This window comes from Bacillus toyonensis BCT-7112, assembly GCF_000496285.1.
GTDB classification, from domain to species: domain Bacteria; phylum Bacillota; class Bacilli; order Bacillales; family Bacillaceae_G; genus Bacillus_A; species Bacillus_A toyonensis.
In genome coordinates, this window is the sequence record NC_022781.1 from 1,590,237 (window position 1) to 1,612,652 (window position 22,416).

Annotated in this window: 18 protein-coding genes, 3 pseudogenes and 1 other annotated feature; of the genes and pseudogenes, 3 read left to right on the forward strand and 18 right to left on the reverse strand. The window is 37.7% G+C overall.

The genetic code is table 11. From position 1 onward, the window contains the following. Positions 1–27: 27 nt before the first annotated feature. A complete protein-coding gene (locus BTOYO_RS08210; RefSeq protein WP_000793112.1) occupies positions 28–1,095 on the reverse strand; it encodes an AI-2E family transporter in 1,068 nt (355 codons plus the stop codon). 176 nt (positions 1,096–1,271) lie between these two features. On the opposite strand from BTOYO_RS08210, the gene BTOYO_RS08215 reads away from it, so the two are divergent. After that, complete coding sequence (locus BTOYO_RS08215) at positions 1,272–1,484, forward strand: hypothetical protein (RefSeq protein WP_000242555.1); 213 nt, start codon at positions 1,272–1,274, stop codon at positions 1,482–1,484. Positions 1,485–1,519: 35 nt separating this feature from the next. Here the strand turns inward: BTOYO_RS08215 and BTOYO_RS08220 are convergent, their stop codons facing one another. From BTOYO_RS08220 to cymR, 7 genes and pseudogenes are all read right to left on the reverse strand, one after another. After that, positions 1,520–1,648, reverse strand: a complete 129-nt coding sequence (locus BTOYO_RS08220) for a YrzQ family protein (protein ID WP_001053553.1) — start codon at positions 1,646–1,648, stop codon at positions 1,520–1,522. 18 nt (positions 1,649–1,666) lie between these two features. Further along, positions 1,667–1,855, reverse strand: a complete 189-nt coding sequence (locus BTOYO_RS08225) for a hypothetical protein (RefSeq protein ID WP_000469281.1) — start codon at positions 1,853–1,855, stop codon at positions 1,667–1,669. Between the two features lie 127 nt (positions 1,856–1,982). After that, positions 1,983–4,318, reverse strand: a pseudogene (gene recD2 / locus BTOYO_RS08230) (SF1B family DNA helicase RecD2). Between the two features lie 107 nt (positions 4,319–4,425). Further along, positions 4,426–5,085, reverse strand: a complete 660-nt coding sequence (locus BTOYO_RS08235) for a tetratricopeptide repeat protein (protein WP_000066402.1) — start codon at positions 5,083–5,085, stop codon at positions 4,426–4,428. Between the two features lie 110 nt (positions 5,086–5,195). Continuing rightward, complete coding sequence (mnmA, locus tag BTOYO_RS08240) at positions 5,196–6,311, reverse strand: tRNA 2-thiouridine(34) synthase MnmA (protein ID WP_001038014.1); 1,116 nt, start codon at positions 6,309–6,311, stop codon at positions 5,196–5,198. 16 nt (positions 6,312–6,327) lie between these two features. Then, complete coding sequence (locus BTOYO_RS08245) at positions 6,328–7,473, reverse strand: cysteine desulfurase family protein (protein WP_000439899.1); 1,146 nt, start codon at positions 7,471–7,473, stop codon at positions 6,328–6,330. Between the two features lie 35 nt (positions 7,474–7,508). Next, entirely contained in the window at positions 7,509–7,925 is a 417-nt protein-coding gene (gene cymR / locus BTOYO_RS08250; protein ID WP_000704116.1) for a cysteine metabolism transcriptional regulator CymR, read from the reverse strand. 396 nt (positions 7,926–8,321) lie between these two features. Here cymR and BTOYO_RS08255 point away from each other — a divergent pair, with 396 nt between their 5' ends. Then, positions 8,322–9,608 carry a replication-associated recombination protein A gene (locus BTOYO_RS08255; protein WP_000812907.1) on the forward strand — a complete coding sequence of 429 codons (1,287 nt, stop codon included), beginning with the start codon at positions 8,322–8,324 and terminating at the stop codon, positions 9,606–9,608. A gap of 37 nt (positions 9,609–9,645) precedes the next feature. Next, positions 9,646–10,287 carry an RsfA family transcriptional regulator gene (locus tag BTOYO_RS08260; protein ID WP_000857728.1) on the forward strand — a complete coding sequence of 214 codons (642 nt, stop codon included), beginning with the start codon at positions 9,646–9,648 and terminating at the stop codon, positions 10,285–10,287. A 480-nt stretch (positions 10,288–10,767) separates the two neighbouring features. On the opposite strand, the gene BTOYO_RS08265 is transcribed toward BTOYO_RS08260, so the two are convergent. From BTOYO_RS08265 to recJ, 10 genes and pseudogenes are all read right to left on the reverse strand, one after another. Further along, positions 10,768–11,535 (reverse strand): tRNA threonylcarbamoyladenosine dehydratase, encoded by a 768-nt coding sequence (locus tag BTOYO_RS08265; RefSeq protein WP_000903173.1) that lies wholly within the window; start codon positions 11,533–11,535, stop codon positions 10,768–10,770. Between the two features lie 500 nt (positions 11,536–12,035). Then, positions 12,036–13,811 carry an aspartate--tRNA ligase gene (gene aspS / locus BTOYO_RS08270; protein WP_000840918.1) on the reverse strand — a complete coding sequence of 592 codons (1,776 nt, stop codon included), beginning with the start codon at positions 13,809–13,811 and terminating at the stop codon, positions 12,036–12,038. 12 nt (positions 13,812–13,823) lie between these two features. Then, positions 13,824–15,095: a histidine--tRNA ligase gene (gene hisS, locus BTOYO_RS08275; RefSeq protein ID WP_033657340.1), complete on the reverse strand. Its 1,272-nt coding sequence runs from the start codon at positions 15,093–15,095 to the stop codon at positions 13,824–13,826. A gap of 69 nt (positions 15,096–15,164) precedes the next feature. Continuing rightward, positions 15,165–15,395, reverse strand: a binding site (T-box leader). Between the two features lie 54 nt (positions 15,396–15,449). After that, positions 15,450–15,626 carry a hypothetical protein gene (locus BTOYO_RS27680; RefSeq protein ID WP_001242605.1) on the reverse strand — a complete coding sequence of 59 codons (177 nt, stop codon included), beginning with the start codon at positions 15,624–15,626 and terminating at the stop codon, positions 15,450–15,452. A gap of 85 nt (positions 15,627–15,711) precedes the next feature. Beyond that, a complete protein-coding gene (locus BTOYO_RS08285) occupies positions 15,712–15,903 on the reverse strand; it encodes a hypothetical protein (protein WP_001104578.1) in 192 nt (63 codons plus the stop codon). Between the two features lie 79 nt (positions 15,904–15,982). Then, positions 15,983–16,315, reverse strand: a pseudogene (locus BTOYO_RS27280) (YrdB family protein). A gap of 265 nt (positions 16,316–16,580) precedes the next feature. Further along, entirely contained in the window at positions 16,581–17,021 is a 441-nt protein-coding gene (locus BTOYO_RS08295) for a D-tyrosyl-tRNA(Tyr) deacylase (RefSeq protein ID WP_001266954.1), read from the reverse strand. A 17-nt stretch (positions 17,022–17,038) separates the two neighbouring features. Next, positions 17,039–19,222, reverse strand: coding sequence for a GTP diphosphokinase (gene relA / locus BTOYO_RS08300; protein WP_001262805.1), 2,184 nt, complete (start codon positions 19,220–19,222; stop codon positions 17,039–17,041). A gap of 210 nt (positions 19,223–19,432) precedes the next feature. Next, positions 19,433–19,945, reverse strand: a complete 513-nt coding sequence (locus BTOYO_RS08305; RefSeq protein ID WP_000346217.1) for an adenine phosphoribosyltransferase — start codon at positions 19,943–19,945, stop codon at positions 19,433–19,435. Positions 19,946–20,010: 65 nt separating this feature from the next. Further along, a pseudogene (gene recJ, locus BTOYO_RS08310) lies at positions 20,011–22,331 on the reverse strand (single-stranded-DNA-specific exonuclease RecJ). Between the last annotated feature and the right edge of the window lie 85 nt (positions 22,332–22,416).

Here is a 22,416-nt window from a genome sequence, read left to right on the forward strand (position 1 = left end):
TCTATTTTTTAAATAGAGGGCTTCATTTTAAACATCTTCTCTTTTCCAAAGAGGCCTCACATGAACAATCACTGTACGAATAACTGCTAAAATCGGAACCGATATTAGCAATCCTACAATCCCGGCTATCTCTCCTCCAACTAGTAAGGCAAGCATAATAATAACGGGGTGCATACGAAGCGACTTACCAACGATGTAAGGCGATAAAATGTTACTTTCCAAAAATTGCAAAATAGCAATTGTAATCCCCGCCTTAATGAGTAAACTCGTTGATACCGTTGCCGCAATCATCAACGTGGGAATCGCCCCTAAAATAGGACCAAAGTATGGGATTATATCCGTTACCCCAATAATAATGCCGAGCAGCAATGGATACTTCATACCGATAAACCAAAAAGAAAGAACAGATACTCCCCCTAATACTAAGCAAACAAATAACTGTCCTCGAATATAACTTCCGAGTGATTTATCAATTTCTTTCGCAAGCATTTGACCCGTACTACGCCACTTACTCGGAACTAGTTTCCAAAAGATATGATAAAACTCACCGTAATCTTTTAATATGTAAAATACAATGAACGGAATCAAGAAAATAATGAGCAATGAATCCAGTACACCACGGGCTGTGCTCATAACTTTATTTAAAAGCGTTTGTATCTTCATTTCTACACCAACGAAAATTTGCTTTACCTTTTCATGAATAAATGATGGGAAATTCGCTGTTTGTTCTGTAACGCCATCCATCCAAGAATCATACATTTTTGTGAACTGCGGAAATTGTTCATTAATTTCTTGTAACTGTTTAATAACAACTGGCGTTCCTTTATAAATCCCATAGCCAATCCCGCCAAAGAACAGGATGTAAATGAGCAAAATAGCGAGTGTGCGCGGCATCCCTTCCTTATGAATTTTTTCAATTAAAGGATGCAATAAATACGCAATAAAACAAGCGATAAGAAACGGTGTAATCGCCACTTTACATACAAAAATAATCGGCGCCCATAGTGGCTTGATCTTTAAGAAGACAAGCAAACAAAGAAATACAAGTAACAATAATCCTAAACGGTATATCCAAATGATTTTAAGATTCTTCACACGAAAAACCTCCTCCACCTTTATTTTGAAAATAAATAGGGTAGGTTATGTGCAAAACTTTTAAAATCTTTTCATACAGACCATACTGTTTTGTAAAGACGTACATATACATAACATAACAAGGACAACCATCCCTGAGAATGCAGCATGAAACAATATAATCAGGAGGACTCATAATGGTTTTATTTATGCTCGTATTATCAGCACTTTTTATGATTCTTGAATGGGTTTGTATCGGATTTGGTATTTGGAAAGGTTTCTTTATTCGTTCCTCACGAAAAGAGAGGGCGAAGCAATTATTTCATTACGGAATGCTTGGTGTTGGGTGTTACGGTCTATCTTATCTCTTCTCTGAAATTGGACTTTTATATTTGCATACGAGCGCATAAAAAAACTCCCTTATCATGAAGGGAGTTTTTTACGTTTATAAATAAGATTTAATCATCTTACGTGCTTTTTTCATATTGCGTTTTGAAAATACATCTTGCTTGCGAGCATATTGATATGCTGCAGCTCCAACACCTAATGCGATTAATGAATTGCGTAGATTCAAAGTAAATCCCCCTTTTCGTTATCCGATCGTTCTTTCGTTCTCATCAAATAAATCATCAAGAGAGCTTAATGAACCATCTTCCTCTACTTGATGCGTATGGATTTTCCCCTTTGAAACCGATAATTCGATATAACAATTCCAGCAATAAAATTGGTTGACACCTATTTTTCCGATGTCTTTCCCTTTGCAATTTGGACAAATAAACATATGGCTTTCATCTCCTTACAGTCTCCCAGATTCTATTCGCCATTATGTCCAAACCCCATTCATTTATACATTGCTGGAGCCTTTCAACGTTATACGTTTGAAAGTTTCACTATATAATTTCACCTCGTTACATGAAATCATACGGTGAAATGTTTTCCACGTCCATTTCCTCGCCATTAACCGTTACCATCTGCACCTCTCCTTGTGATTCTTGCAAACGACTAGCTAAAGTCGTTTGACGCATTGCATCGTCAAGGCGATTTACACCGGATTGAAAAGCCGCTTCCTCCCCACAAATAATAAGGAATTTCTTACTTCTTGTAATGCCCGTGTAAATTAAATTACGACGTAACATACGGTAGTAGCTCTTTACAATCGGCATAATAACTATTGGAAATTCACTACCTTGTGATTTATGAATCGAGCAGCAATATGCATGGGTAATTTGATTTAAATCCGGCTTTGTATACGTTACTTCGATTCCATCAAATGAAACGATAATCATGTCCTGTTGCTCAACATTTTCTTTTGCATAAAACACCGAAACAATTTCTCCAATATCACCATTAAATACTTGGCTTTCCGGCTGATTGACTAATTGAAGTACTTTATCACCTCTTCGATACACAACGTCACCGTAGGCAATTTCTTTACTTTTTCTTTTTTCGGATTAAACACTTCTTGAAGAGCTTCATTTAACACATTAATACCTGCTGGTCCGCGGTACATAGGTGCCAACACTTGGACATCTCTTGCGCTAAACCCTTTCGTCTTCGCGTTTTCACATACTTTTTTTACAACTTCAACAATTTGAGCCCCTGCACAGCTGATAAATGAACGATCTTTTTTATTTTGAGCTAAATCCGGTGGAAGTGTTCCGTCTTTTATCGCATGGGCAAGCTGAATAACAGACGAACCTTCCGCCTGACGATAAATTTCTGTAAGTTTTACCGTTGGAATGGTTCCTGCATTTAATAAATCTTTTAACACTTGTCCAGGTCCTACAGATGGCAACTGATCTTCATCACCTACAACGATAACTTGAATATTTGTCGGAAGTGACTTGAATAGCTGATTTGCAAGCCAAATATCTACCATCGAAAACTCATCAATAATGAGTAACTTCCCTTGAACTGGATCGGTTTCATTACGCTGGAAAGACCCTTCTGGCGTCCAACCAAGCAGACGATGAATTGTACAAGCAGGGAGCCCGGTAGATTCACTCATTCGCTTCGCTGCTCTTCCTGTTGGAGCCGTTAATAATATTGGAAATGGATTATCATCACTGTATTCATTCGGATTTAATGATACCCCATGCAAGGACGCGTACATTTCAACAATTCCTTTAATAACTGTTGTTTTCCCCGTTCCTGGTCCACCTGTCAATAACATCATCGGCTTATGAAGTGCCGTTTGAATTGCTTCTTGCTGAAACGGTGCATACTGCACCTTCAGCTGTTCTTCAATTTCACCTAATGTTTTTAACATTTCTGCTTCAGGAAATGAAGGGGTTTCCTCTTGATTCATAAGCCTACGAATAGACTTTACAACACCTTTTTCAGAGTAAAATAACGATGCTAAGTACACTCGTTCTTCTTCAATGATGACTTTCCCTTCACTTTGCATCATTTCAACACAGCCTATAATGTCTTCCTCAGTCACTCTACCTTCTTGATTATTTAAAAGTGACATCGTTTCTCTTACAAGTTGATCTTTCCCCATATAAACGTGACCGAGCTGCAGTGAAACATTCTCTAACGTATAAAAACATCCCGCACGTACACGGTCATCATGATTACCCGATATACCTAACGCACGTCCTATATCATCTGCTCGTCCAAAACCAATCCCGTCCACTTCTTCAATAAGTTGATATGGATTATTACGAATCACTTCTAATGTCATTTCTTTATATTGCTGATAAATTTTAATAGAAAGCTTCGTTCCAAAACCGTAACCATTTAAAAAGCTCATTACTTTCTCTAACCCTTGATGCTCCACAATTGTCTCATATATTTCCTGTGCTTTTTGTTTGTTAACAACACCATTTAACGCATCAGGATCATCCATAATTTTAGAAATGGCATGCTCACCAAGGTGATCTACGATTTTTTCAGCCGTACGCTTTCCAATCCCTTTAAATAAATCGCTCGCTAAATATTGCACCATACCTGCTTTTGTTTGCGGCAATTCTTTCTTAAACGTTTCAACTAAATATTGTTTCCCATACTTCGGGTGGTCTTTAAAATGACCTGTTAATGTAAACACTTCATCTTCATGCATACGGGGAAAATGACCGTTTATCATTACTTTTTTTTCGTCGTATGTTTCATTCGTTTCAATGATTTTCATACTGACAACGGAATAGAGGTTTTCTTCGTTGTGGAAAATGGTATGAAGAACTTGCGCTTTTATAAATTTTTTCTCTTCCTCAAACAAATCCATGGCATGTTGATTTCCCATCTTTCCTCTCCTTCCCGAGTTCTTTTCACCTTAATGAGCAGTACATCCCCCACCTCTTTCACAATCTTTAGATGAGGGGTAACTGCGCATTAAACTATTATTTCACTTTATTCAGCTTCTTGCTCTAATAAACGAATACCATTACCAGCTAAAAAGTGGTCTGGCTGAATTTCAGTTGCTTTCTTAAATAAAGTAAGAGCTTTCTCGTTATTTTCTTCAAATACGTACGCAACACCTAAATTATAATACGCATCTGCATGCTCTTCATCCATTTCTAATACCTTTTCAAAATAAGGTTTTGCCTCTTGAATATGTTCTAGTCGCGCGAAGCAAAGTCCGCATTGGAAAACAGCTTCTACATCGTCTTCATCTAATTCCGTCGCTCTTTGTAAAAATGGTAATGCAAGACGATCATTTCCAAGTTGCACATGTGTAATACCTAACATAAATGTTACATCAGCTGACTGTAAGCCCGATTGCATTGCTTGTTCAAATACAGATTTTGCCTCTGCAAATTGCTCTTGACCGTAATATACGTTTCCTAAGCCATAATAAGCAGCCGCAGATTTATCATCTAACTCTAATGCACGCTTATAAAATAAAATTGCTCGTTCACTATCACCTAATACATCTAATAAATTCGCAAAGTTAATATATCCAAGCGCATCTTTCGGATTTTCTTCGATTGCTTCTGTAAAATTTTTAGCTGCTTCTTCCCAGTTTCCTTCTTGCATATATTGAATACCTGTTTCAAGTTTGTTTGACATGTCCTTCACCTCTACAACAAATTATAACAAAGAATGTATTTTCCAAGCGAACGAAAATTCGCTTTATATAAAAGAAACCTCTAACCGCTAATCGGCAGAGGCTTCTCGTTTTATCCTAAATAATCTAATTTCTTACCACTATGATATACTTCATCAATTGTAGCGCCGCCTAAGCACTCATCTCCATCATAGAAAACAACTGCTTGGCCTGGCGTAATCGCACGAATTGGCTCATCACAAAGAATACGAACTGTATTTTCATCAACAATTTGAACCGTTACTTTATTATCTGCTTGACGATAGCGGAATTTCGCTGTGCATTTAAATTCTGTTTCTTTTGCTTTGTTACTTACCCATCCTACATTCGTAGCGATAACTTCATCACCATATAGAAGTTCATTATGGAATCCTTGATCAACATATAAAATGTTGTCTTTTAAGTTTTTCCCAACAGCGAACCATGGATCACCGTTACCACCAATACCAAGGCCATGACGTTGTCCAATTGTATAGTACATTAAACCGTCATGTTTTCCTTTCACTTCACCAGATAACGTTTGCATCACACCTGGTTGCGCTGGTAAATAGTTACTTAAGAAATCTTTAAAGTTACGCTCGCCAATGAAGCAAATACCAGTACTATCTTTCTTCGCCGCTGTCGCTAAACCAGCTTCTGTCGCCATTTCGCGAATTTGCGGTTTCTTTAATTCACCTAATGGGAACATTGTTTTTGATAATTGCTCTTGGCTTAATTGATTTAAGAAATACGTTTGGTCTTTATTGTCATCAACGCCGCGAAGCATTTTATATTCGCCGTCCATATAAGCAACACGTGCATAATGGCCTGTCGCTACATAATCAGCACCAAGCGCAATTGCATGCTCTAAAAATGCTTTAAATTTAATTTCTTTGTTACACATTACATCTGGGTTTGGTGTACGACCAGCTCGGTACTCATCTAAGAAGTACGTAAATACTTTGTCCCAGTATTGTTTTTCAAAGTTTACTGCATAATACGGAATACCGATTTGGTTACACACTTCAATTACATCATTGTAATCTTCTGTTGCTGTGCAGACACCATTCTCATCTGTATCATCCCAGTTTTTCATAAAAATTCCGATCACATCATAACCTTGCTCTTTTAATAAAAGAGCTGCTACAGATGAATCGACGCCACCGGACATCCCGATGACAACGCGTGTTTCATGAGGTAGTTTGTTCATCATGTCACCTCCCATGCTAATTTTGTGTTAATCGCTTCACGATTTTCACTGTTTCGTACGCCGCTTTTTCAATTTGCTCTTTCGTATTTCCAAGACCGAAACTAAAGCGTACGGATGAACGTATTTGATCGGAGTCTTTTCCGAACATCGCCACTAATACATGTGATGGATCAATCGAACCAGCTGTACAAGCAGAACCACTTGATACTGCAATGCCAGCTAAGTCTAAGTTCACAAGAAATGGTTCAATGTTCATTCCTGTAAAACTGATATTCAACACATGTGGTAAGCGATATTCCAAGTTTCCGTTTACCTCGAAAGTAATGCCTTCATTTTTGAAGACAGATACCATTATATCTTTAAACTCTTCATATTGGGCATTTTTTTGCTCACGAGTTTTTTCAGCTAAAAGAATTGCATGTTGAAGTCCGACAATACTAGGTACATTTTCAGTACCAGCACGGCGTTTTCTTTCTTGCTCTCCGCCTATTAATAACGGTTCAAATTTCAAATTTGCACTAGCGTATAAGAACCCTACGCCTTTTGGCCCGTTAATTTTGTGCGCTGAAATTGATAATAAATCAATCCCAAACTCTTTCACATTTATTTCTACTAAACCATAAGCTTGTACCGCATCTGTATGGAAATAAGCTTGATGCTCTTTTAGCAGTTTTCCTATTTCCGCAATCGATTGCATCGTCCCTACTTCATTATTCCCAAACATAATAGATACAAGAATTGTCTCTTCTGTTAATGCCTTTTGTATGTCAGAAAGTTGAACACGCCCCGTTTCATCGACAGGTAAATATGTCACTTCAAACCCTTCACGCTCAAGCAATTCACACGTATGCAAAATCGCATGATGTTCAATTTCCGTCGTTATAATGTGGTTACCTTTATGACGGTTTGCGCGTGCTACACCTATAAGCGCTAAATTATCAGCTTCTGTACCACCGCTCGTGAATATAATTTCATTCGGGTTCGCATGGATGCTTTTTGCACACACGCGTCTCGCCTCATCTACTGCATGGCGCGCTTGACGTCCATAAAAGTGAATACTAGACGGGTTTCCGAATGTTTCTGTCATATATGGAATCATCTTTTCGACCACTTCTGGGTGAGTCGGAGATGTCGCAGCATGATCTAAGTAAATGCGTTCCATTAAATCTCCTTCTTTCCAAATCGTTTCACAAGGAATTAAATGTAAAACATATAGCCCCCGTGATTTTCTTCCTCATAACGCACTAAATCTTCTAAAGTTGTACTATCTAACACTTCTTGCACCGCATCTCGAACACGCATCCATAATTGGCGCTGTGCTGGTTCTTCTTCTTCTATCATTTCTACAACACTAATTGGACCCTCTAGTACACGGATTACATCCCCAGCTGTAATGTTAGCCGGTTGATCAGATAATACATATCCGCCATATGCACCACGCGTACTCTTTACAAGACGAGCGTTACGAAGTGGTGAAATTAATTGTTCTAAGTAATGTTCCGATAAGTCATGTGCTTGTGCGATTGATTTTAATGAAATCGGACCTTCACCAAACTTTTTTGCAAGATCGATCATAATTGTTAAGCCGTAGCGGCCTTTTGTTGAAATCTTCATCTATTTTGCACCTCTTTTCAAATTTTCACTTCTATTGGTTATATCTTATTTATCCCGCTATTTGCGGGCAGTAAAACTCCCACCTCAAAATCCGGCTGGAGCAAAGAAGTTAGGTAGGGGATAAACAAAACCCCCACTGATTAAAGTTTCACTTTATAAAAGAACACAATTTAAAATCCTATGAAATTATAGCATAATATAGTATTATAAGAAATTTCAACTTGTGTATCAAAATGATAACATAAAATCACATTGAAAAACTCGGGAATTATTAAAATTGAAAGAAAAATGAAAATATTTATATTCATCTTTCCCATAAAACAGCATCCTATTTCAAATTCCACTAAAAAAAATGATACGATAGAATGAGATTATATAGTAAGGGAGACGGTAAAAATGAAACAACCACTCGCACATCGAATGCGCCCTACAAATATTCAAGAAATTATTGGACAACAGCATTTAGTTGGTGAAGGAAAGATTTTACGGCGAATGGTCCAAGCAAATCATTTTCAATCTATGATTTTATACGGTCCTCCAGGTACAGGAAAAACATCAATAGCTAGCGCAATTGCGGGAAGTACTGGAACACCGTTTCGCCTATTAAATGCTGTTACTCACAATAAAAAAGATATGGAAGTTGTCGTACAAGAAGCGAAGATGCATCAACACCTCGTTTTAATTTTAGATGAAGTTCACAGGTTAGATAAGGCGAAACAAGACTTTCTATTACCTCATTTAGAAAGTGGACTCCTTACTTTAATCGGTGCAACGACGAGTAATCCATTCCATGCGATAAACTCTGCTATCCGAAGCAGATGTCAAATCTTCGAGTTACACGCACTAACAGAAGATGATATTTTAATTGGTTTAAAACGAGCTCTTGAAGATAAAGAAAAAGGGCTTGGGGAATATGATGTAACTGTTACGGATGGAGCATTACATCACTTTGCAAATGCATCAGGCGGAGATATGCGTTCAGCTTATAATGCACTTGAATTAGCTGTTTTATCTAGCTTTACAACTGACGACAAAGCTGCGGAAATCACGCTAGAAATCGCAGAAGAATGCTTACAAAAAAAGAGTTTCGTTCATGACAAAGGTGGAGATGCTCATTATGACGTATTATCGGCATTTCAAAAATCAGTGCGCGGAAGTGATGTAAATGCAGCACTTCATTATTTAGCACGCCTTATTGAAGCAGGTGATTTACAAAGTATCGGTAGACGCCTTCTTATTATGGCATATGAAGATATCGGACTTGCTAGCCCGCAAGCTGGACCGCGCACACTTGCAGCGATCGAGTCAGCTGAACGAGTTGGATTCCCAGAGGCACGCATACCACTTGCAAATGCCGTTATCGAGCTATGCTTATCACCAAAATCAAATTCAGCTTATAAAGCACTTGATGCTGCATTGCACGATTTACGTAACGGTCAAACAGGTGACATTCCAGGTCATTTAAAAGACAGTCACTATAAAGGCGCTGAATCGTTAGGTCGAGGCATTGGATACTTATATCCACATGACCATCCAAATGGCTGGGTACACCAACAATACTTACCTGATAAAATAAAAAACAAGCAATATTATAAACCGAAAACAACAGGGAAATTTGAGCAAGCACTTTCTACTGTTTATGAAAGATTACAAAGTTCGAATAAAACGAAAAATAAAGGGTAACATAAACGAAAACGTCACCATTACGGAGGCTTCGCTTATGAAAACACGTCAAGATGCATGGACAAGAGAAGACGATCTCCTTTTAGCAGAAACTGTTTTACGACATATTCGTAGCGGCAGTACACAAATCAAAGCATTCGATGAAGTTGGCGATGCTTTGAACCGCACTTCAGCAGCTTGCGGTTTTAGATGGAATGCTGAAGTACGAGCGAATTACGAAGATGCGGTACAGATTGCAAAAAAACAACGTAAAGAATTAAAACGTTCTGAAGCTAAAATAGAAAAAGAGCAGTTTACACAAACTCGGCAGCTCGTAATCGATGCCGAGTTTTCAGAAAATATCACGCCAAGTCAACAGGAACTTACAATGCAAAATGTCATCTCATTTTTGCAAAACATGGAACATAATAACCCTTCAACCGCAAAGTTGCAAACTGAAAATGAGGTATTACAAGATCAGCTTACTTCCTTGCAAAAAACGAATCATGAACTTCAAGCAAAATTAGCGGTACTCACAAAAAAACAACAAGCAATCGAAGAAGATTATGCAATGCTTGTTAGAATTATGGATCGTGCTCGAAAACTTGTTTCAGTTGAAGAACAAGAAGAACAGATTGCTCCCATTTTCAAAACCGATCAAAACGGGAATTTAGATATTATTTATTCTGCAGAGAATTAAAAACAGGGATGTCACTTTTTTGATTAAGTGACATCCTTGTTTGTTTTCGGTGAACCGTATATAGATATATCGGTAAATGAAATTATATCAACGATTTTTCGAATATATCTATCGTAACTTGCAATATATCAACGATTTTTCAAATATATCTATCACAACTTGCAATATATCAACGATTCGAAAAAAAATATCGATTTAACGACAAAAATTGACAATAACATTTCTCCCTGTCATACAAGGAAACTCCCAAAATATATTGGATAATTTTTACTGTAATGTCATTATAACTCTTGGCCTTCTCGTCCTGACTTTAGCTCTTTTCACCATTAACAGTCTAAAAAATACATCCGCCTATAAATCAGATAAATATGATCATTACTTATTAACCTTACTTACATTTGAACTAGTAGTGATGCAAATATCAATAATTCTTTAAAACATAGAAAAAGCATATATCCGAAATGGATATATGCTTTCCTTTTATTCTTGCCCTACACGCTTCACTTCTACGTTTTTAATACGCTCACGTACAACGTGACTTGCCATAATTAAGCCTGCCACAGATGGTACGAATGCATTTGAAGAAGGTGGTAATTTCGCCTTACGAATTTTTGCATTTTCGTCTGGTACGATTTCTTTACGTACTTCTTCACGAATTACGATTGGGTTTTCGTCAGAGAAGACAACTTTTACACCTTTTTTAATACCCTCTTTACGAAGCTTCGTACGAATTACTTTCGCAATCGGATCTGTATGTGTTTTAGAAATGTCCGCAATACGGAAACGAGTTGGGTCCATTTTATTTGCTGCACCCATACATGAGATAATTTTAATTTTACGACGTAAACATTGTTTAATTAAATGGATTTTGAACGTAATCGTATCAGATGCATCCACTACGAAATCTAAACCGTGTTTAAAGAACTCTTCATATGTTTCATCTGTATAAAACATTTCTAATCCAATTACTTCACATTCCGGATTAATGTCTGCAATACGCTCTTTCATTAATTCTACTTTTGAACGCCCTACAGTAGATACTAAAGCGTGAATTTGACGGTTTACGTTTGTAATATCTACAACGTCTTTATCAACTAATACGAGACGTCCTACACCAGAACGCGCTAACGCTTCAGCTGAAAATGATCCTACGCCGCCAATTCCTAAAATACCGATTGTACTATTTTTTAATATTTCAAGTCCTTCTTTACCGAAGGCTAATTCATTACGTGAAAATTGATGTAACATTCAGCTCTACACTCCTATTACAAAAATGGTCTACCATGTATTCTAGCGTTTTTCCGACTATTTGTATAGAAAAAGTTATAGAATTCCTAAAAATACATATTTCAAACAAAAACATAATATAAACCGGACTTTTATTTCTTCCTACATACACGTTTTAAAAGGAGGATTCAGAGGGCCGAGCAGATCGAGGCACGTATGCTAGGAAGAGCGCAGTGTAGCTTTACTACTCGAGCACCGGACTGGCGAAGCAACGACGAAATGCGACTGCCATCTGAACCGAACTTTTTTAAACTTCCTCTCAATATACGTTTAAAAAGGAGGATTTAGAGAACCGAGCAGATCGAGGCACGTATGCTAGGAGGAGCGCAGTGTAGCTTTACTACTCGAGCACCGAACTGGCGAAGCAACGACGAAATGCGACAGTTATCTAAACCGGACTTTTTAAACTTCCTCTCAAAAAAAGTCTAGACGGCTATAGTATAACCATCTAGACCCTATTCTTACTTCTCTTCTTTCAAGCTTAATTTTAAGTTCAGTTCTTCAAGCTGAGCTTCTGCAACTGGGCTTGGAGCTTCTGTTAATAAGCAACTTGCGCTTGCTGTTTTCGGGAATGCAATTGTATCACGAAGGTTCGTACGACCTGCAAGTAACATAACAAGACGGTCTAAACCTAATGCAATTCCGCCGTGTGGTGGTGTACCGTATTCGAATGCTTCTAATAAGAATCCGAATTGTTCTTGCGCTTCTTCTTGTGAGAATCCAAGCGCTTTAAACATTTTTTCTTGTACGTCACGCTCGTAAATACGAAGTGATCCGCCACCAAGCTCATAACCGTTTAATACAAGGTCATATGCTTGTGCACGTGCTTTTTCTGGTGCTGTTTCTAATAGCTCAACGTCTTCACGGAATGGCATTGTGAATGGGTGGTGAGCTGCGAAGTAACGATCTGCATCTTCATCGTACTCAAGAAGTGGCCAATCAGTTACCCATAGGAAGTTAAATTTACTTTCATCTATTAACTCAAGCTCTTTACCTAAACGTAAACGAAGTGCACCTAAGCTATCTGCAACAACGCTTTTCTTATCTGCTACGAATAGTAATAAATCGCCAGCAGTAGCTTCTAATGTACTCATTAACGCTTTTGCATCTTCTTCGCCGAAGAATTTCGCAATCGGTCCTTTTAAGCCGTCTTCTTCCACTTTAAGCCAAGCTAGACCTTTTGCACCGTATACTTTTACGAATTCAGTTAATGCATCAATGTCTTTACGAGAGTATTTGCTTGCGGCACCTTTTGCATTAATTGCTTTTACTTGTCCGCCGCTTTCTACAGCACTTGTAAATACTTTAAATCCACAATCTGCTGCAAATTCAGATAGGTCTGTTAGTTCCATTTCAAAGCGTGTATCTGGCTTATCAGAACCGTAGCGAGCCATTGCATCAGCATATTTCATACGAGGGAATGGTGCACTAACTTCTACACCTTTTGCATCCTTCATAACTTTCGTCATCATACGCTCCATCATATCTAAAATTTCATCTTGCGTTAAGAATGAAGCTTCGATATCGATTTGCGTGAATTCTGGTTGACGATCCGCACGTAAATCTTCGTCACGGAAACAACGTGCTACTTGATAGTAACGCTCAAATCCGCCGACCATAAGAAGTTGTTTAAATAATTGTGGTGACTGTGGTAATGCATAGAATTCACCGTCGTGTACACGGCTTGGTACTAAATAGTCACGAGCTCCTTCTGGTGTGCTCTTCGTTAAAATTGGAGTTTCAACTTCTAAGAAGTCTTCTGTATCTAGGAAGTTACGAATTGTTTTCGTTACGTCGTGACGCATTTTGAATGTATTAAACATTACAGGACGACGTAAGTCTAAGTAACGATATTTTAAACGCACATCTTCTGATGCATCTGTATCATCAGCGATAATGATTGGTGTTGTTTTCGCTGCGTTTAATACGTTTACTCTCGTTGCTTGTACTTCAATACGACCAGTTGCCATATTGTCATTAATTGCGCCTTCACCACGTTCAACAACTGTACCTTCTACGTGCAATACGTATTCACTACGAATCGTTTCTGCTACTTCTAGTGCTTCTTTTGATGTTTCTGGGTTAAATACGACTTGCACGATACCTGTACGGTCACGTAAATCGATGAAGATTAATCCACCTAAGTCACGACGTTTTTGTACCCAACCTTTTAATTGAACTGTTTGTCCAACAGCTTCTACTGTTACTTTTCCACATGCATGTGTTCTTTCAGCCACTGTAAGTTCCCCCTATATTAATTTCTCTGCTACGTATGAAGCAAATACATCTAATGCTACTTCTTCTTGTCCGCCTGTTGCCATATCTTTTAAGTTAATGATGCCTTTATCTAGCTCATCTTCCCCTAATACAGCTACAAATTTCGCATTTAAACGATCTGCTGATTTAAATTGTGCTTTCATTTTGCGATCTAAATAATCTTTTTCGACTGATAATCCAGCTTTACGAAGATCAAACGCAACTTTCGCAGCATGGTCTTTCGCTTTTTCACCAAGAGCTACAACGTAACAATCAATACTATGTTCAATTGGTAACTCAATGTTCTCAGCTTTTAGCGCCATAATTAGACGTTCAATACTCATCGCAAAACCGATACCTGGCATTTCTGGTCCACCGATTTCTTGTACAAGTCCATTATAACGGCCACCACCGCTTAATGTAGTGATAGCACCGAAACCTTCTGCCTCACTCATAATTTCAAAAACAGTGTGTTGATAGTAGTCTAAACCACGCACTAAGTTAGGATCTTTTTCAAATGGAACATCCATCATAGTTAATAGTTCTTGAACTTTATCGTAGTATACTGCTGAATCTTCGTTTAAGTATTCTGTAATAGATGGTGCTGTACCCATTAATTCATGGTTACGGTCCTTCTTACAGTCTAAAATACGAAGTGGATTCTTTTCTAAGCGAGATTGGCAATCAGAGCAGAACTCGCCGATGCGTGGCTCAAAATGAGCGATTAATGCATCGCGGTGCGCTTGACGGCTCGCTGCATCACCTAAGCTGTTTAATACAACTTTAATATTTTTTAAGCCCATGCCGCGGTAAAACTCTACAGCAAGTGCAATTACTTCTGCATCAATTGCAGGGTCGTTACTACCGATTGCTTCAATACCGAATTGTACGAATTGACGATAGCGACCTGCTTGTGGTCTTTCGTAACGGAACATTTGACCGATATAGTATAACTTTGTTGGTTGCGTTGCGTCACCGAACATTTTGTTTTCAACGTAAGAACGTACAACAGGTGCAGTACCTTCTGGACGTAATGTTAAACTGCGCTCACCACGATCTTGGAATGAATACATTTCTTTTTGTACGATATCTGTCGTATCACCAACACCACGTAAAAATAACTCAGTGTGTTCAAAAATTGGTGTGCGAATTTCTTTATAATTGTAACGACGGCAAATTTCGCGTGCTTGCCCTTCGATATACTGCCATAACTCAACAGTGCCTGGAAGAATATCTTGCGTTCCGCGTGGGATTTGAATAGACATATTCAGTTCCTCCTCAAATTGTTTTAATCTTAATAAAAATAAAAAAACTCCCGCCTCTACTGTTTGAACAGTAGGGACGAGAGTATTATACCCGTGGTGCCACCCTAATTGAAGCACGTATGCTTCCACTTTTTTAATAACGCTTAAATGTGCGTTCATCCCTACTAAGCATATATGCCGTTCAAGTTGAAACCTCTAGAGTGTCATTCAATCAGTCATCATGTAGAAATGTTTTCAGCCTAAGACATCTCCTCTCTTTCCATGTGTATCTCATTTACTCTTCTCTATCAACGGTTATATTCATATGTAAATATAAAATTACTATACGTTTGTTGAGTACGATTGTCAAGTGTTCTAAGAGCGTTCAATCTGCTTCTTAAGACGCTTTACATCTTGAAGAGAAATTCCAAACTCAGAAGCAAGCTCCATCGAAGTATTGTTTTGTTCTTTTGAAATAAAATCATGAAAATTCACGTTAAACAGTTGATTTGCACCGTTTGTAACAGAATGCCCTTTTTCATTCATACGCATACGTATATCCCTCACATTCAATATGGATGTTTTACTTTTTATTGTTCCATATTGATGAGGTAGTTATACGTATAAACGAATAACGTTATTCCATACCACTTTTATATAAATAATCCGCTCTTTGAATCATAAAGGTTGTTACAACCATTGCTGCTATTACAAATACTGCCCAAGTACTGTAACTTAGCACTGCGAAAGTAACTCCTAATGCATGTAAAAAAATAGCTAAGCTAAATCGCAATGAAAATTTCAAATCTTTAAAGATTGACCAATTCATATACTATCTCCCCTTTTCACACATACATCCGAATGTTTTTACCATTTTTTACATTATACTATATAATGGATAACCCAAGCTATTGATTCCAAATCAACATCAGCATTCGATTTATAACAATAATAGTTACCAATCCACTCGCCAGCATAGGATGCTTCAAATGATACAACGCTGCAACATCCGCTTCAAACATGATAATCTCTAACAATACATGCAATATACCTTGTACTTCTCATTCTGCATGCGGAGCTCCAAATAGCTCCCAAATGACTGCAACAACAATCGAAAAAATAATAGCAAGTGTAATTTTTATAGCCGTTATTGTTCCTACCCGAAATCCCCAGTATCCAACAATCCCAAGAACACATAACTCTAGCATAAAACGTAAAGTTATATTGAATTCTTGAAGCATGCTACACCTTCTTTTCCTTTTATTCCCCTTCGAATTAATCCTATGATAAAGTGAAACTTTAATCAGTGGGGGTTTTGTTCATCCCCCACTGATTATCAGCCCTCACCAATCGGGCTTTTACGGGCAGCCCGCCCCCTAACTTCTTTGCTTCCGCTGAATTTTGAGGTGGGGTTCTTACTGCCCACAAATAGCGGGATAAATGAACAAAACATACAACAAAGTATAAAAAAGAGAGGATTATATAATCCTCTCTTCTTAGGCCATACTATTTACTTTCTACAATTAAGGTCACCGGACCATCATTGATTAAAGAAACGTCCATCATTGCACCGAACTTCCCTGTTTCTACATGCAATCCTTGTTTACGAACTTCTTCATTAAAGAAATCGTATAAATGCTCTGCATAGTCAGGTTTCGCAGCATCCATAAAGTTTGGACGTCTTCCCTTGCGGCAATCGCCATATAATGTGAATTGCGAAATTGATAGAACTTGTCCTTCTACATCGAGTACAGAATGGTTCATCTTTCCGCTCTCATCTTCAAAGATGCGTAAGTTCGCGATTTTTTCCGCAATGTACGTTGCATCTTTTTCAGTATCTTCATGCGTAATGCCAACTAGTAATGTTAAACCGAATGGAATTTGTCCTACAATCTCACCATCTACTGTGACAGACGCCTCTTTTGATCGTTGTAAAACAACTCTCATCTTTTCTACACTCCCTATTAATGCATCATGCGTCGTACTGCATAAATTTCAGGAACACGCTTAATGCGTTCTACTACTTTTTTCAAGTGTTGTAAGTTACGAATCGAGATCGACATATTAATTGTTGCCATCTTATTACGATCACTTCTACCAGAAACAGCTGAAATGTATGTTTTCGTCTCTGTAACAGCTTGCAATACTTCATTTAATAAACCACGGCGATCATAGCCTGAAATTTCGATATCAACGTTGTATTCAATTTCTTTTTCAGGGCTACCTTCCCACTCTACTTCTAATAAGCGCTCTACAGCTTCTTCTGTATGAATATTTACACAATCACGACGGTGAATCGATACGCCCCGACCTTTCGTAATATACCCAACGATATCATCACCTGGAACTGGGTTACAGCATTTTGACAAACGAATTAATAAATTGTCAGCACCACTTACCTTTACACCAGAATCCCATTTTCGAATTTTCATCGGTTTACGAACTTCTTTAACTTCAACAATTTCTTCTTCTTCACGCTGCTTACGGAACTTGTCCGTTAGTCGCGTAACAATTTGCGACGCTGTAATTCCGCTATATCCAACTGCTGCAAACATATCTTCTTCATTTGCAAAATTAAACTTCTCGGCAACACGTTTTAAATTGTCAGGAGCTAACACTTCTTTCATCTCATACTCTAGACCACGTACTTCTTTTTCAACAAGTTCACGGCCTTTTTCAATATTTTCGTCTCTACGCTGTTTCTTAAAGAATTGACGTATTTTATTTTTCGCATGAGATGTTTGAGCAAGTTTCACCCAATCTTGGCTTGGGCCATACGAATGTTTCGATGTTAAAATTTCAATGATGTCACCCGTTTTTAATTTATAATCAAGGGTCACCATTTTCCCATTTACTTTTGCACCAATTGTTTTATTCCCGATTTCTGAATGGACACGATAAGAAAAGTCAATTGGAACAGATCCAAGTGGTAATTCCATTACATCGCCTTTCGGTGTGAAGACGAATACCATGTCAGAGAATAAATCAATTTTTAATGACTCCATAAACTCTTCTGCATTAGAAGCTTCATTTTGCCATTCTAATATTTGACGGAACCAAGTTAGTTTCTTCTCTAATGTACCTGTTGTTTCTGCGGTCTTTCCTTCTTTATACGCCCAATGTGCCGCGATACCGAATTCTGCAATTTCGTGCATTTCTTTCGTACGAATTTGCACTTCTAGCGGATCACCTTTCGGTCCAATTACCGTCGTATGAAGAGATTGATATAGATTTGCTTTCGGCATTGCAATATAATCTTTGAAACGACCTGGCATTGGCTTCCAGCAAGTATGAATAATTCCAAGCACCGCGTAACAATCTTTAATACTATTTACAACGACACGTACAGCTAGTAAATCGTAAATTTCATTAAACTGTTTATTTTGCAATGCCATTTTACGATAAATACTGTAAATATGTTTTGGTCTTCCAGAAATCTCAGGTTGAATGGAAACTTCTTTTAATTTCTCACGAATACCAGTCATTACTTCATCTAAATATTCTTCACGCTCTGCACGTTTACGCTTCATTAAATTTACAATACGATAATATTGTTGCGGATTTAAATAGCGAAGTGACGTATCCTCTAACTCCCATTTAATAGTACTAATTCCGAGTCTATGTGCTAAAGGTGCAAAGATTTCTAACGTTTCATTCGCAATGCGACGCTGCTTCTCTTGAGGCAAATGTTTCAATGTACGCATGTTATGAAGACGATCAGCTAGTTTAATTAAAATAACTCGAATATCTTGAGCCATTGCGATAAACATTTTGCGATGGTTTTCTGCTTGTTGCTGCTCATGAGATTTATATTTAATCTTTCCGAGCTTTGTAACACCATCGACAAGCATAGCGATTTCTTTATTAAATTCTCGCTCAATATCTTCTAATGTAATCTCTGTATCTTCCACTACATCATGTAAGAAACCTGCCGATACTGTAGCTGGATCCATGTGTAAATCAACTAAAATACCTGCAACTTGAATTGGGTGAATAATATATGGTTCACCCGATTTTCTATATTGTTCGCTATGTGCATCGCGTGCATATTCATAAGCACGTGCCACTAGCTCAATATCTTCAACCGCTAAATATTGACTTGCTTTCTCGAGTACCTGTTCAGCTGTTAGTACTTGCTCATTTGCCATCGAATCACCTTTTATTGAAAATTGACTTTGTATTTATTAAATAGAATAAATTATATTCTATCATTATAACCCAATGATTGTGAATTGTGAAAAGGAAAAGATTTTACTGACATTTCACCTTATTTTTTTGCTCAATTATACAAAAGTACCCGCTCCTCTCCAAGAGATTCACGGGTACTTTTTATCACCGTAGTTTTACCTATATAGTGATTAGTATTTTTCTAATACTAATACATCGTAACCATCTAACATTTTACGACCATCTAAGTAAGTAAGCTCTACTAAGAATGCAATCCCTGCTACAACTCCGCCAAGTTCTTCAACTAGCTTAATTGTTGCTTCAATTGTTCCACCTGTAGCTAATAGATCATCAGTAATTAATACGCGTTGACCTGGTTTAATTGCATCTTTATGGATTGTTAAAACATCTGTACCATATTCTTTGCCGTAGTCAACTGTAATTACTTCACGTGGTAATTTTCCTAATTTACGAACTGGCGCAAATCCTACTTCTAATGCATAAGAAACTGGGCAACCGATAATAAAACCACGAGCTTCTGGTCCTACTACAACATCGATATCTCTTTCTTTTGCATACTCAACGATTGCATCTGTTGCTGCTTTGTATGCTTTACCGTCGTTCATTAAAGGTGTAATGTCTTTAAACACAATACCTTCTTTCGGATAATCCGGTACAATTGCGATATGTTGCTTGAAATCCATATTTCTGAATCCTCCTCAGATATAAAAGGTTTGTAAATACAAATCCTTTACCCTAACTGTTCTACTTATTTATGATTACGAATCGTTTCAAACCATGTATATAGTTGCTGATATGTGCTATAAACCAATTCTTTTTCTAATTGTAAGTGGTTCATTTTCTCACGATATGTGTTCGATTCAATTAAATCACGCTTTTGTTTTTGTTCGGCCATAAAAATGACACCGTCTTTTATTGTAACAAATTCTAACTCAAAAAACACCTGTGTCATGAAATTTACTGTATCTTTTGACCAACCTTTATGGCGACATAGTTGTTCCCCATATTGTCTTAAAGAAAATGGTGATTTTTGGTTTAAGAAAGAATAGTACCATTTAAAATGTTCCCTCGTTGGGACTGTACTAAATAGATGATTGTTCTCTTGATAAAATAACGTATAGATTCTAGATGGGAATCCTACTTTAAATAAATCACGCAATTCATCTGTTCCTTTTGGCAAATCGAGTAACACGATGTATTGATCATCTAAATGAGTTACCTCTGATGCATGCACAAGATGTTCTTTATAGTCTTCTAAAGAAAACTTATTCAATACCTCTTCAGAAAAATACACCATTGTTATTTTTCTTTCGGAAGTTCTGCTAAATTTGCTTCCACATTACGCATACTACGCCAATCAAATAATTGCCATGCCTCTACAGCAATATCTTGTACCATTAATTGTGGCTTCTTAAAATTATTCCATTCATTAATGGATGCCTCTCCTATTACAGATACCTTAGCAACTGGAGAAATTTCTTTTGCATACGCACCAAATCCGAATCCAATTGTATCCAGTGTTGCCTGTCCGTCACGAAGTGCCATTTTCAAATGTGAACCATCTGATCCGATTGCACGAATACTTTCTAATTCAGCATTTTTCACTGCAAGACGTGGTTTCGGATTTCCAACACCAAATGGCGCTAACTTTTGCATATCCTCAATTGCTGCAAGCGTTACATCTTCCACTTTACAAAATGTATCAACTGCTGTGATTGGAATAAAATCCGCTTCTGTTAAAATTGCATCCGCTTGCGCATTTAAGCGGCGACGTAACTCATCTACATCATTCATATGTAGCGTCATTCCTGCGGCCATCGGATGCCCTCCGAAGTGCGGTAATAACTCTCTACAATCCGACAAGTTTGCAAACAAATCAAATCCCGCGATACTACGTGCTGAACCCTTTGCTGTTTCTTTGACAGGATCAATGCTTAATACAATTGTTGGACGATAAAAACGTTCAACTAATTTAGAAGCGACAATTCCAATTACACCTGGATTCCAGCCTTCTTTTGCAAGCACTAACACTTTATTTTCTTCTGGCGGGAATTTATTTTCCACTTCAGCGATAGCCTCTTCTGTAATTTGCTTTACAATATCTTTTCGAAGTTTGTTCAGCTCATCAATTTCTTCAGCCAGTTCTTTCGCTTCCTCTGGGTCATCTGATAATAATAGGTGTACAGCCGGCGTAGCATCTTCTAAACGCCCAACTGCATTAATACGCGGTGCGATTGAGAATCCAATGCTTTCTTCTGTAATTTCACTTTGCGAAACGTTAGCAACTTTAAACAATGCCTTTAAACCAATATTTTTCGTCATTCGCATATGTTTTAAACCGCGCTTCACTAGCAATCTATTTTCGCCATGAAGTGATACTAAATCGGCTACCGTACCGATTACTGCAATTTCTAATAAATGTTCTGGTACACGACCTAATAGTGCATGTGCAACTTTAAACGCAACACCTACACCGGCTAAATAATGAAACGGATACACACCGCCATCTAGTTTTGGATGAATAATCGCGAGTGCTTCTGGTAATTCTGGCGGTGGCTCATGGTGATCCGTAATAATAAGATCTATTCCAAGTTCCTTCGCTACCTTCGCTTCATGTACCGCTGCGATACCAGTATCGACAGTAATAATAAGTGAGAACCCTGCACTATGCGCCCAACGAAACGCTTCTTCGTTCGGTCCATAACCTTCTGTAAAACGGTTTGGAATATAAAATTCTACCTCTGCACCTAATTCTTGCAGAGCAAGATATAAAACCGTTGTACTACTTACTCCGTCCGCATCATAATCACCAAATATTAATATTTGCTCTCCATTTTGAATCGCCTTATTTACACGTTCTACCGTTCTATCCATTCCTTCTAATAAAAACGGATCGTGAAATTCTTGATTTTCTGTATTTAAAAAATCTAAAATCTTATCTTCTGTATCTAATCCTCTACCGAGGAATAACGAAATGACAAGTGGTGATAGTTGTAACTTTTTTGCTAATTCACTCACTCGCTCTTCATTATATTCTTTTTCTTTCCAACGCGTCTTCGGTTGTAACACGAAATCACCCCTTAACCTGTTTATTATACAAGACAGATTAAGGGGTGACAATATAATGCAAACTACGATGCAATATCTATATACT